This is a genomic window from Pseudomonas sp. LBUM1678 (assembly GCF_059695575.1).
This window is the reverse complement of the sequence record NZ_CP166775.1, coordinates 4900824-4913365: the sequence shown is the minus strand read 5'-3', so window position 1 is coordinate 4913365 and position 12542 is coordinate 4900824. Positions and strand designations below refer to the sequence as shown.

Below are 12542 nucleotides of genomic sequence, written 5' to 3'. Positions count from 1 at the left end.
CATGAAACCTATTTTCCCTGCCGTCTGCCTATCGATTTGTCTCTTCATGACTGTTCATGCCCAAGGCGTCATGGCGGCTTCGACACAGGAAAAACCGGCAGCCAGCAGCGAAACCTCGAAAAAACCAGCGCCAGTCAAGAAAACCGCTGCGGTCAAAAAGAACACCACACCGGTAAAAAAGAAAGCGGCAGTGGTGAAAAAACGACCGCCAATTGCCTCCAAGTCCAAAACCGCCAGTGAGGTCGTGAAAACCAAGCTTCCTTCGGTCGACCTGGATTTGAGCCTGCCCCAGGACATGGCGGAGGAGCTAAAACCGATCGGTACGGTCCCATTGCCCCGGCGCGACGCTGTGTTGCCACAAATGTTCGGTGACAAGAGCGCGCCGTTTCAGCTCAACGGAAGGCTGATCAGCAACGAAATGCAGTTGCAACTGCGAAACGAAGAGCGCCGTGAAGTCGAAGGTGCGGCGCTGGAATTCGAGTTCAAGCGGTAATTCCTTCACATCTGTGACCTGCTGGCCAGACGCTTTGTCGGAGACTGGTCAGTCACATCCGTTTGAGCGCAAAAACCCCGGCCCAGGTAATTTTAAACAACTGTTTTAGCGGTTACTCTGTGCCCCGTCCATTAACACATCGCCCGTCGCGAGGAGCTTGTCGTCATGAAATGCCGTGAAGGCTGTGGCGCCTGTTGCATTGCCCCTTCCATCAGTTCACCGATTCCCGGCATGCCCAATGGCAAAGCCGCTGGCGAACGTTGCATACAACTTTCTGTCGATAACCTGTGCAGTATTTTCGGCGATCCGAAACGTCCTGCTGTGTGTTCGGCGTTTGAAGCCGACGTCGAAGCCTGCGGAAGCAGCAGTGACGAAGCAATCAAGTTGCTGGGTTGGTGGGAGCAAATGACGGCTGCATGATGTGTTCACGAACGGAACTTCAACAATAAGGAATAAGACTATGGGTTCGCTGCATCGTATGGCTGTGCTGTGTGGTTTGACAGTGTTGCTGGCCACCACGGCCGCGCAGGCTGAAGACTGGAAAGTAGCCAAGAATGAAGACGGCATCAAGGTGTCCCTGAGTGAAGTGGCCGGTTCCGACTACAAGGCCTACCAGGGCGTCACCCTGATGAAGACCACCATGGCCAAATTGCGCGCGCTGCAGGAAGACGTGACTGGTGCTTGCGCCTGGATTCACGAGTGCAAGACCCAGAAACTGCTCAAGCACGAAGGCGATCAGAGCTGGACCTACACCCAATTCAATACCCCATGGCCGGTGACCCCGCGTGATTCGGTGCTGCATATCACCACCACCGAAGGCGCCGATGGCAGCCTGACCCGCAAGCTCGAAGGCGTGCCGAAATACGCTCCTGAGGAAAAGGGTTTCGTGCGGGTCACCAAGGTCGAAGGTTTCTGGAAGTTCGTCCCCAAGGGCGACCAGGTCGAAGTGACTTACCAGGTGCACACCGACCCAGGCGGCAGCATCCCATCGATGATCGCCAACAAGTTCGTGGTCGATGCGCCGTTCAACACGCTCAAAGCCCTGAAAGAACGCGCCGAGAAGTAACCGCGCGCTGTTCCATAAAACGCCCCGACCATTCGGGGCGTTTGCGTTTTCTATGAAAGGAGGGGGTTTATTTTGTTTCCGGATATGCGTTGCACGAAATTTTCACAATGCCTCCAAGACAATTCGCCCGCGTCAACATTCCGGGCACTAATCAATGGCAATGCTGCGGTTGATCGTGCAACATTTGCGCACCGCGCAAGCCCCGGGGCCGAGAACTGGCCAACAGAGGGCAGGGCGCCGCTTTACTTTTGAAACTTAAACTTCCAATGGGTCCTAAAACGACATGGCAATCCCGGACGCCCTGAATCAGCAGCGAGCTTCTAGTCGCCTGCTGCAACCGACCGTCAAATCGCATCTGGCCTACACGCTGCTGTGCGCCTTGGTCATGATGGTCATGTTCAGCCTGCTGCGCGTCGCGCTGCTGGTCTATAACCGCGAAATGATCCTCGACACACCGGCCTCGACCTTCTTTGAGGCGTTCGCCAATGGCCTGCGTTTCGACCTGCGCCTGGTGGTCTACCTCAGCATTCCGCTGGTACTGGCACTGTTCAGCGCCCGGGCCATGGCCGCTCGCGGGTTCTTCCGCTTCTGGCTGACCATTGCCTCGAGCATCGCGCTGTTCCTCGGCCTGATGGAGATGGATTTCTACCGCGAGTTCCACCAGCGCCTCAATGGCCTGGTCTTCCAGTACGTGAAGGAAGACCCGAAAACCGTGATGAGCATGCTCTGGTACGGTTTTCCTGTGGTTCGTTACCTGCTGGCCTGGGCTTTCGGTACGTTGATCCTGACCCTCGCGTTCAAGGGCGCGGACCGTGCGACCCGTCCACGCGGTCCGTTCAGCGGCGGCAGCATCGGCACGCGCCAGATCGCCCCGTGGTATGCCCGAGGCGTCGTATTTGTGGTCTGCCTGCTGGTCTGCGTAGTCGCTGCTCGTGGCACTCTGCGTCAGGGCCCGCCAATGCGTTGGGGTGACGTCTACACCACCGACTCGAACTTCGCCAACCAGTTGGGCCTAAACGGCACACTGTCGCTGATTGCGGCGGCCAAGAGCCGGATGTCCGAAGATCGCGACAACATCTGGAAATCCACGCTGGAACAGCCACTGGCTCAGCAGACCGTCCGCGACATGTTGCTGACCCCTGGCGACAAACTGGTGGATGGCGAAACCGCGGCCGTGCGTCGTAACTACTCCCCGGCCGCTGACAAGACCCTGCCGATCAAGAACGTGGTTGTGATCCTGATGGAAAGCTTCGCCGGTCACTCGGTGGGCGCACTGGGTCGTCCGGGGAACGTCACGCCGTACTTCGACAAACTGTCGAAAGAAGGTCTGCTGTTCGACCGCTTCTTCTCCAACGGCACCCACACCCACCAGGGTATGTTTGCCACCATGGCCTGCTTCCCGAACCTGCCGGGTTTCGAATACCTGATGCAGACCCCGGAAGGCAGCCACAAACTGTCCGGCCTGCCGCAGTTGCTCAGCGCCCGTGACTACGACGATGTGTACGTCTACAACGGTGACTTCGCCTGGGACAACCAGTCGGGTTTCTTCAGCAACCAGGGCATGACCAACTTCATCGGGCGTAACGACTTCGTTAACCCGGTATTTTCCGACCCGACCTGGGGCGTGTCCGACCAGGACATGTTCAACCGTGGCCTGGAAGAGTTGAAAGCCCGCGATGGCAAGGACAAAAAACCGTTCTATGCCTTGCTGCAAACCCTGTCCAACCACACGCCATACGCTCTGCCGACGCCTTTGCCGGTCGAGCGCGTGACCGACCGTGGCAGCCTCAACGAACATTTGACCGCCATGCGTTATTCCGACTGGGCGCTGGGTCAGTTCTTCGAGAAAGCGCGTAAAGAGCCGTACTTCAAGGAAACCCTGTTCGTGGTGGTCGGCGACCATGGTTTCGGCAACGAGCAGCAGATCACCGAGATGGACCTGGGCCGTTTCAACGTGCCGATGCTGCTGATCGGGCCGGGCGTGCAGGACAAGTTCGGTCAGGTTGACCACACCGTGGGCACTCAGATCGACATCGTGCCGACCATCATGGGGCGAATTGGCGGCGACGTGATTCACCAGTGCTGGGGTCGTGACTTGTTGAACCTGCCGGAAGGCGACAAGGGCTTCGGCGTGATCAAGCCATCGGGCAGCGATCAAACCGTGGCGTTGCTGACTGCAGATCGAGTGTTGGTGCTGCCTAAGGAAATGCCGCCCAAGCTGTATCAGTACGAACTGGGCGCCAACTCGAAAGGCGAGGTGATTCCTGCGTCGGCTGACGAAGCGGCCCTCAAGCAGAAACTCGAGTCGTTCATCCAGACGGCCACCAAGAGCCTGATCGACAACACCGCCGGTGTGGTTGACGGCAAGCCGGACTAAGTTTTCGGCGCAATAAAAAAGAGGCCCTTCAAGGGCCTCTTTTTTTTGCGTGTCAAACCTTTATATCTTGCCAAGTAACAGCAGAATCAACAGCACCACCAACACCACGCCGATGATACCCGACGGGCCATAACCCCAACTTCTTGAGTGTGGAAAGACCGGCAAACCACCTACCAGCAGGAGAATCAGAATTACGATAAGAATTGTGCCCATGTCTATTTCCTTGTTGGAAGTGTTCTGGAATGACCTAGCTTTTAACTGTCAGCCGGACTGTAATAATCCCGAGCTGCTTACAAAATCCGACTCTCGCGAGTGTCAGAAAATTCCAAGTTTTTTTAATGTTTTTCGAAGAAAGCCTTATTTCGTTTTTACAGCGTTAGTTGATTCAGGCGCTTCCGTGGTTTGCTCGGACCATTCAGCAATCTGATGGAGCGTGGGTCGCGCAATGTCCTTCGCTACACTCAGCGCATCTTCCCCGGAACAACAAGGCTGTTTGCTATGCAAAATCGCATGATGATCACTGGCGCGGGCTCAGGCCTGGGTCGCGAAATCGCGCTGCGCTGGGCGCGTGAAGGCTGGCAGCTGGCCTTGTCGGATGTCAGCGAACCCGGTCTGCAGGAAACCCTGAAACTGGTTCGCGACGCGGGCGGCGACGGTTTTATCCAGCGTTGCGATGTACGCGATTACAGCCAGCTGACCGCCTTCGCTCAGGCTTGCGAAGAGAAACTCGGTGGCATCGACGTCATCGTCAACAACGCTGGCGTTGCCTCGGGCGGGTTTTTCAATGAACTGTCCCTGGAAGATTGGGACTGGCAAATCGCGATCAACCTGATGGGCGTGGTCAAGGGCTGCAAGGCCTTCCTGCCGCTGCTGGAAAAAAGCAAAGGCAAGATCATCAACATCGCGTCGATGGCAGCCCTAATGCAAGGACCGGCCATGAGTAACTACAACGTCGCCAAGGCTGGCGTGGTGGCATTGTCCGAAAGCCTGCTGATCGAACTGGCGCAGCAGGAAGTTGGCGTGCATGTGGTGTGCCCGTCGTTCTTCCAGACCAACCTGCTGGACTCCTTCCGCGGCCCGACCCCTGCCATGAAAGCCCAGGTCGGCAAATTGCTCGAAAGCTCGCCGATCACCGCGACCGACATTGCCGACTACATCTATCAGCACGTCGCCGCCGGCGAATTCATGATCCTGCCCCACGAACAGGGCCGCATGGCCTGGGCGCTCAAGCAGAAAAACCCGCAACTGCTCTACAACGAAATGACCACCATGGCCGACAAAATGCGCGCCAAGGCCAAACAAAACGCAGGCTGAACTTGCCCGTGCGCAACACCGTCGTTAGGGTGGCCGCAACCGGCCATCCTCACGAGACGTCTGCATGCTCAATTACCTGTGGTTTTTCCTCGCGGCGCTGTTCGAAATCGCCGGCTGCTTCGCGTTCTGGATGTGGCTGCGCCAAGGTAAAAGCGTTTGGTGGGTCGTACCGGCGCTGCTCAGCCTGACGTTGTTCGCGCTATTGCTGACCCGTGTCGAGGCGACTTACGCCGGTCGCGCCTATGCCGCCTATGGCGGCATTTACATCGTCGCGTCGATCGGTTGGCTGGCGGTGGTCGAGCGGATTCGCCCCCTGGGCTCGGACTGGCTGGGCGTGGCGCTGTGCGTGATCGGGGCCAGCGTGATTCTGTTCGGCCCGCGTTTTTCCGCGTCCTGAAGCAGTATCCAAGGATTTGTCAGACGTTTCCGTCAGGGGGGATCGTCCAGCGCTGTAGGGCGAGACTGATTTGCCGTCGTTGCATTGAAGAGCGGCTGTGCGACGGGCATCTTCAAGGGCCGGTAACCCTGAAGGATGAATGCCATGCTTGTACTCAGTCGCGTTGTGGGCGAGATGATTTCCATCGGTGACAACATTTCAGTGCGCATCATTGCCGTCAACGGAGGCAGCGTGCGCTTCGGCGTCGAAGCGCCACAAAACGTCAATGTGCATCGGGCCGAGGTCTATGATCGCATCCAGGTCAAACTGGCCAAAACCAAAGGTCGCTGAGCGCCTCAGTCGAACAGGTGCTTGGGCACATCATGCTTGAGCATCAACTGGCACTGCTCGCTGTCCGGATCGAAAACAATCAGCGCCTGCCCCTTGGTCAATGCCTGGCGAACACGCAAAACGCGGGTTTCCAGCGGCGTGTCGTCACCATTGTCTGTGCCGTCGCGGGTCACGAAATCCTCGATCAGGCGGGTCAGGGTGTCGACTTCAAGTTGGTCGTAGGGAATCAGCATAGGCACCTCGGGCTAAACAATGGCGCGATGCTACGGCGAATGAAGGATCGCGGCTAGTCCAAGCCTGATGGAGTACCTGATACGACGCCATCGCGAGCAGGCTCGCTTGTATGTTTAGACTTGAAGGGGTGGGCGGGACTAAAAGCTCGATTCCGACTCTAGCCAGTACGGACCGTGGGAGACTTCTCGTCCCGCCCTTTCTACCCAAAGCGCCGATAAGGAATTCATCGGTAAAACCGACGATAGAGGCAAGCCAGCGCAAGGGTAAACCCCGACAAGCACCTAAACCCTAGCTCCGAGGATTCGTCATGACAATCCTTACCTCGCCAACGGTAATCGGTATCGATGTGGCCAAGGCCGAAATCGTCGCTTACCGCGAAGACCTGAAAATCACTCAAGCCATCAACAACGATCGGGAAACTCTTGGCCGTTGGCTCAAAACGCTGCCTGCGCAAAGCTCAATTGCCCTGGAAGCTACCAGCATTTACCACTTAGACACGGTTGAGCTGGCCCACGAAATGGGGCATCGGGTTTACGTTGTGGATGCTTATCGGCTGAGCCACTACCGCGAAAGCATTGGCCAGCGGGCGAAAACCGACCCTTGTGATGCGCGTCTGCTGGCGCGTTACCTGACTAGCGAGCAGGAACGGCTGCGCATCTGGAGTCCACCTCCGCAGGCCTACAAAGTATTGAAAAGTCTGCTGCATAGACGCGCAGAACTCATCAACGTGCGTGTGGGGATCACGTTGAGCTGGTCGAGCGAACCGCTTCTGAAAGAGGAGTTGGCCCAGCAGTTGAAGTCCTTCAAACAAGCTGAGCAGGTCATTCAGAAGTTACTGCACAAAGTCAGCAAAGAAGCGGGGATCACCGAAAACATCAAGCGTTGCAAAGCCATTGAGGGGATTGGTGATCTTACTGCTATTGGCTTGGCGACCGCGTTCATGCGTGGCCACTTCGTCAGTGGCGATGCGTTCATTGCCTTTTTGGGGATGGACTTGAGAGCAAGAGATTCCGGGAAAAAGAACGGCCCACGTCACCTGAGCAAAAAAGGCGATACGGAGATACGGCGCCTGGCTCACAACGCGGCAATGGCGGCATGTCGGTCCCCCACTTGGAAACCGTACTATGAGTCCTACCTGGCCAGAGGCTTGGCAAAAACCCAAGCCCTGGTCATTCTCGCCCGCAAGCTGTGCCGGGTGGCATTCGCGCTCATGAAAAACCAGAGCGAATACCAGCCGAATTTGAGGTTGCAGGGTTCCCCTGCAACATAGAATCTCCCACAGTGGACCGAGTTCCTGCGGGAAAACTCGGTCAACTGTGGGAGCGAGCCTGCTCGCGATGGCAATCTTTCAGTCACCAAAAATCTCTATACAAAACTCAGCTTTCAGAGCGCTGCCCAACCAGGCTATCCACCGACGGCACCCGCGTATCGCTTTCCATCTGCGTGTCATGCTCGATCTGATGACTGAACCGGTCCAGCGAGCCCTTCGCCGGCTGCGCATCACTGGCAAATACCGGCGGGCTCAGAATGTAGGCGCCGAGCAGGCGGCTCAAAGCCGCCAGGCTGTCGATGTGCGTACGCTCGTAACCGTGGGTGGCATCGCAGCCGAAGGCGAGCAGGGCGGTGCGAATGTCGTGCCCGGCGGTGACCGCCGAATGCGCATCGCTGAAGTAATAGCGAAACAGGTCGCGGCGCACCGGCAACTCGTTTTCGCTGGCCAATCGCAGTAGGTGCCTTGACAGGTGATAGTCATAAGGCCCGCCGGAATCCTGCATCGCCACGCTCACCGCGTGTTCACTGGAGTGCTGGCCGGGGGCAACCGGTGCGATGTCGATGCCGACGAATTCGCTGACGTCCCAGGGTAAGGCCGCCGCCGCACCGCTGCCGGTTTCCTCGGTGATGGTGAACAGCGGATGACAATCGATCATCAACTCTTCACCGCTGTCGACGATCGCTTTCATCGCCGCCAACAGCGCCGCGACGCCGGCCTTGTCGTCGAGGTGACGGGCGCTGATGTGGCCGCTTTCAGTGAATTCCGGCAACGGGTCGAAGGCGACGAAATCGCCCACGCTGATCCCCAGAGAATCGCAGTCGGCGCGGGTGGCGCAGTAAGCGTCCAGACGCAATTCGACGTGATCCCAGCTGATCGGCATTTCATCCACGGCAGTGTTGAACGCGTGCCCGGAAGCCATCAGCGGCAACACGCTGCCGCGAATCACACCATTGTCGGTGAACAGGCTGACGCGACTGCCCTCGGCGAAACGGCTGGACCAGCAACCGACCGGGGCGAGGGTCAGCCGTCCGTTGTCTTTCACCGCGCGAACTGCCGCGCCGATGGTGTCGAGGTGAGCGGAGACCGCACGGTCCGGGCTGTTTTTCTTGCCCTTGAGGGTCGCGCGGATCGTACCGCGCCGGGTCATCTCAAAGGGGATGCCCAGCTCTTCAAGCCGTTCGGCGACGTAACGCACGATGGTGTCGGTAAACCCGGTCGGGCTGGGAATGGCGAGCATTTCCAGCAGGACTTTTTGCAGATAGTTGAGATCTGGTTCCGGGATTTTGCTGGTCATGGAAACTCCTGATGAGTTGAGCGCATCGATGGTTTCGATGAGGAAGAATTTTTGTTGCCTGTCAGGCCGCCATCGCTAGCAGGCTAGCTCCCACAGTTGGAACGCGGTCAACTGTGGGAGCTAGCCTGCTAGCGATGGCGTCAGCCCAGACACCACATGATTAAGAAATGGCCGGCTGACTATGCGGAAACAACAAATCGACAAACCGCTCGGCCGTCGGCTGCGGTTCATGGTTAGCCAGCCCGGCGCGTTCGTTGGCTTCGATAAACACGTACTCCGGTTGATCGGCAGCAGGCACCATCAGGTCGAGCCCGACCATTGGGATATCCAGCGCCCGCGCAGCCCGAACGGCGGCATCGACCAGGGTCGGATGCAAGATCGCCGTGACATCCTCAAGAACGCCACCGGTATGCAGATTCGCCGTGCGCCGTACGAACAGATGCTCACCGGCCGGCAGAATGCTGTCGTAGTCATAACCTGCCGCCTGCAACGTGCGCTCGGTCTCGTGGTCCAGCGGGATTTTGCTTTCACCGCTGGTGGCCGCCTGCCTGCGTCGGCTCTGCGCTTCGATCAAGGCGCCGATGGAGTGCTGACCATCGCCCACCACTTCGGCAGGCCGGCGAATCGCCGCGGCGACCACCTCGAAACCGATCACCACAATCCGCAAATCGAGACCTTCGTGGAAGCTTTCCAGCAGCACCCGGCTGTCAAATTGTCGGGCGGCTTCGATGGCTTGCTGGACCTCTTCGATGGTCTGCAAATCCACGGCGACACCTTGCCCCTGTTCGCCATCCACTGGCTTGACCACCACGCGCTCGTGCTCGTCGAGAAACGCCAGATTGTCATCGGCGTTGCCGGCCAGTTGCTGCGAAGGCAGGTTCAAACCGGCGGCCTTGAGCACTTTGTGCGTCAGGCTTTTGTCCTGGCACAGGCTCATGCTGATGGCGCTGGTCAGATCGCTCAGGGATTCGCGGCAACGCACCCGGCGCCCGCCATGGCTGAGGGTGAACATCCCGGCGTCGGCGTCATCGACGTGCACATCGATGCCCCGTCGATGGGCTTCCTCAACAATGATCCGCGCATACGGGTTGAACTCGGCTTCAGGGCCAGGGCCAAGGAACAGCGGCTGATTAATGCCGTTCTTGCGCTTGATGGCGAAGGTCGACAAATTGCGAAAACCGAGCTTGGCGTAAAGGTTTTTTGCCTGCCGGTTGTCGTGCAACACCGACAGGTCCAGGTAACTCAGCCCACGGCTCATGAAGTGCTCGATCAAGTGCCGCACCAGCACTTCACCGACGCCGGGTCGCGAACAGTGCGGATCGACCGCCAGGCACCACAGGCTGCTGCCGTTCTCCGGATCGTTGAACGCCTTGTGATGATTGAGGCCCATGACGCTGCCGATGACCGCGCCGCTGTCTTCATCTTCGGCCAGCCAATACACCGGGCCGCCTTGATGTCGCGGGGTCAGCAGATTCGCATCGATCGGCAACATGCCGCGCGCCTGGTACAGCTGATTGATCGCCTGCCAGTCAGTCTCGCTTTGGGCCCGGCGAATACGAAAGCCGCGAAACACCCGGGTTGACTGACGGTAATCGCTGAACCACAGACGCAAGGTGTCGGAAGGGTCGAGAAACAGTTGCGCCGGTTCCAGCCCCAACACTTGCTGGGGCGCCGCAACGTACAAGGCAATGTCGCGCTCACCGGTCTGCTCGTTGAGCAGCTCCTGGGCCAGGCTCGCCGGATCGGGAAAGGTATGGCCGATCAGCAATCGGCCCCAGCCGCAATGCACGGCAATCGGCGCCGCGCCCAGTTCACTGCCGTCTTCGGCCAGGCGCGCCTGCAAGCGTTCGTAAGAGGGCGCCTGACCGCGCAACAAGCGTTGGCTATACGCCGTGGCGTGAGGTTTCATCGATCAGATTCCTTGTTCACTGAGCCACAGGTTCAGCGCTGCCAATTGCCACAGCTTGGAGCCGCGCAACGGGGTCAACTGGCCTTGCGGATCGGTCAGCAGGCGGTCGAGCATGGCCGGGTTGAACAGGCCGCGATCCTGACTGGGATCAAGCAGCAGTTCGCGCACCCAGTTCAGCGTATCGCCCTGCAAATGCTTCAGGCCTGGGACCGGGAAGTAGCCTTTTTTGCGATCGATCACTTCACTCGGAATGACCAGTCGCGCGGCTTCTTTCAACACTTGTTTGCCGCCATCCGGCAGTTTGAATTTGCCGGGCACCCGGGCTGACAATTCCACCAGGCGATAGTCGAGGAACGGCGTCCGCGCTTCCAGGCCCCAGGCCATGGTCATGTTGTCGACGCGTTTGACCGGGTCGTCCACCAGCATCACCGTGCTGTCCAGACGCAGGGCTTTGTCTACCGCTGCATCGGCGCCGGGCTGTGCGAAATGTTCCTTCACGAAGTCACCGGCGGCGTCATTCGCTGTCAACCATTTCGGTTGCACGGTGGCGGCGTAATCCTCGTAGCTGCGGTCGAAGAACGCATCGCGGTAGGCCGCATACGGATCGTCCGCGCCATCGACTTGCGGATACCAGTGATAACCGGCGAACAATTCGTCCGCACCCTGGCCGCTCTGCACCACTTTGCAATGCTTGGCCACTTCCCGGGACAGCAGGTAAAAGGCGATGCAGTCATGGCTGACCATCGGCTCGCTCATGGCGCGGAACGCCGCGGGCAGTTGCTCGATAATCTCTTTCTCGTCGATGCGCAGTTGGTGGTGCTGGGTGTTGTAGTGCTTGGCGATCAGGTCCGAATACTGGAATTCGTCGCCACGTTCGCCACCGGCATCCTGGAAACCGATGGAGAAGGTCGACAGGTTTTCCACGCCGACTTCACGCAACAGCCCCACCAGCATGCTCGAATCGACACCGCCCGAAAGCAGTACGCCGACGTCCACGGCGGCACGTTGGCGGATCGCCACCGCGTCGCGAGTGCTGTCGAGTACACGGTCGCGCCAGTCTTCGAGTGTCAGATTCATCTCGTCGGCGTGTGGGCCGTAGGGCAGGGTCCACCAGGTTTTCTGCTCGGTGCTGCCATCCGCTTCAACGCGCATCCACGTTGCGGGTGGCAGTTTTTCGATGCCGGCCAGCAGGGTGCGCGGCGCCGGGACCACGGCGTGGAAATTCAGATAATGATTGAGTGCCACCGGATCGAGGATCGGGTTGATATCGCCGCCCTTGAGCAACGCCGGCAACGCCGAGGCGAAGCGCAGGCGCTGGCCGGTGCGCGACAGGTACAGCGGCTTCACGCCGAGACGGTCACGAGCGATAAACAGACGCTTGGCGTCGCGCTCCCAAATAGCGAAGGCGAACATGCCATTGAGTTTCGGCAGCAGCGCTTCACCCCAGGCGTGATAGCCCTTGAGCAGCACTTCGGTGTCACCACCGGAATAGAAGGCATAACCGAGGCTTTCAAGCTCGGTGCGCAGTTCCGGGAAGTTGTAGATCGCGCCGTTGAAGGCCAGGGACAAGCCCAACTGGTTGTCGACCATCGGCTGCGCCGAGCCGTCCGACAGGTCCATGATTTTCAGGCGACGGTGGCCCAGGGCAATCGGCCCTTGGCTGTGGAAACCCCACGCATCCGGGCCGCGAGGGGCCAGGTGATGGGTGATTCGTTCAACGGCCGCGAGGTCCGCAGGTTGATGATCAAAGCGTAACTCGCCAGCTAATCCGCACATAAAGTCCTTACCGGTTTTTCCGTTGGGGAGGGTTTATCGATACCCGGCCAAAACGGCGGGTACTCAGAAACTGACCCGC

13 protein-coding genes are annotated in these 12542 nt (G+C 58.8%); 8 read left to right on the top strand and 5 right to left on the bottom strand.

Features of this window, described 5'->3' with window-relative positions; translation table 11 throughout:
* Position 1 precedes the first annotated feature (1 nt).
* From ACA070_RS22245 to ACA070_RS22230, 4 genes are all read left to right on the top strand, one after another.
* Positions 2-493 carry a translation initiation factor 2 gene (locus tag ACA070_RS22245; protein ID WP_497448361.1) on the top strand — a complete coding sequence of 164 codons (492 nt, stop codon included), beginning with the start codon at positions 2-4 and terminating at the stop codon, positions 491-493.
* Between the two features lie 165 nt (positions 494-658).
* Positions 659-913 (top strand): YkgJ family cysteine cluster protein, encoded by a 255-nt coding sequence (locus ACA070_RS22240; RefSeq protein ID WP_497448360.1) that lies wholly within the window; start codon positions 659-661, stop codon positions 911-913.
* A gap of 40 nt (positions 914-953) precedes the next feature.
* Positions 954-1559: an START domain-containing protein gene (locus ACA070_RS22235; protein WP_497448359.1), complete on the top strand. Its 606-nt coding sequence runs from the start codon at positions 954-956 to the stop codon at positions 1557-1559.
* A gap of 283 nt (positions 1560-1842) precedes the next feature.
* Positions 1843-3936 carry an LTA synthase family protein gene (locus ACA070_RS22230; protein WP_497448358.1) on the top strand — a complete coding sequence of 698 codons (2094 nt, stop codon included), beginning with the start codon at positions 1843-1845 and terminating at the stop codon, positions 3934-3936.
* Between the two features lie 60 nt (positions 3937-3996).
* On the opposite strand, the gene ACA070_RS22225 is transcribed toward ACA070_RS22230, so the two are convergent.
* On the bottom strand, positions 3997-4155 hold the full coding sequence (locus ACA070_RS22225) for a DUF3309 family protein (protein ID WP_169858239.1): 159 nt from the start codon (positions 4153-4155) through the stop codon (positions 3997-3999).
* A 279-nt stretch (positions 4156-4434) separates the two neighbouring features.
* On the opposite strand from ACA070_RS22225, the gene ACA070_RS22220 reads away from it, so the two are divergent.
* The 3 genes from ACA070_RS22220 (at position 4435) to csrA (ending at position 5977) form a co-directional block, all read left to right on the top strand.
* A complete protein-coding gene (locus ACA070_RS22220) occupies positions 4435-5250 on the top strand; it encodes an SDR family oxidoreductase (RefSeq protein WP_497448357.1) in 816 nt (271 codons plus the stop codon).
* Positions 5251-5314: 64 nt separating this feature from the next.
* A complete protein-coding gene (locus ACA070_RS22215) occupies positions 5315-5647 on the top strand; it encodes a YnfA family protein (RefSeq protein WP_131061342.1) in 333 nt (110 codons plus the stop codon).
* Positions 5648-5791: 144 nt separating this feature from the next.
* On the top strand, positions 5792-5977 hold the full coding sequence (csrA, locus tag ACA070_RS22210) for a carbon storage regulator CsrA (protein ID WP_403107393.1): 186 nt from the start codon (positions 5792-5794) through the stop codon (positions 5975-5977).
* Positions 5978-5982: 5 nt separating this feature from the next.
* On the opposite strand, the gene ACA070_RS22205 is transcribed toward csrA, so the two are convergent.
* Positions 5983-6210, bottom strand: a complete 228-nt coding sequence (locus tag ACA070_RS22205) for a YheU family protein (protein ID WP_010461751.1) — start codon at positions 6208-6210, stop codon at positions 5983-5985.
* 308 nt (positions 6211-6518) lie between these two features.
* Here ACA070_RS22205 and ACA070_RS22200 point away from each other — a divergent pair, with 308 nt between their 5' ends.
* Complete coding sequence (locus tag ACA070_RS22200; protein ID WP_497447722.1) at positions 6519-7481, top strand: IS110 family transposase; 963 nt, start codon at positions 6519-6521, stop codon at positions 7479-7481.
* 106 nt (positions 7482-7587) lie between these two features.
* Here the strand turns inward: ACA070_RS22200 and ACA070_RS22195 are convergent, their stop codons facing one another.
* The 3 genes from ACA070_RS22195 to ACA070_RS22185 form a co-directional block, all read right to left on the bottom strand.
* The gene (locus tag ACA070_RS22195; protein WP_497448356.1) at positions 7588-8778 is read right to left on the bottom strand and encodes an osmoprotectant NAGGN system M42 family peptidase; all 1191 of its coding nucleotides are present in this window, start codon (positions 8776-8778) and stop codon (positions 7588-7590) included.
* Positions 8779-8938: 160 nt separating this feature from the next.
* On the bottom strand, positions 8939-10687 hold the full coding sequence (gene ngg / locus ACA070_RS22190) for an N-acetylglutaminylglutamine synthetase (protein ID WP_497448355.1): 1749 nt from the start codon (positions 10685-10687) through the stop codon (positions 8939-8941).
* 3 nt (positions 10688-10690) lie between these two features.
* Entirely contained in the window at positions 10691-12463 is a 1773-nt protein-coding gene (locus ACA070_RS22185) for an N-acetylglutaminylglutamine amidotransferase (RefSeq protein ID WP_497448354.1), read from the bottom strand.
* Positions 12464-12542 lie beyond the last annotated feature (79 nt).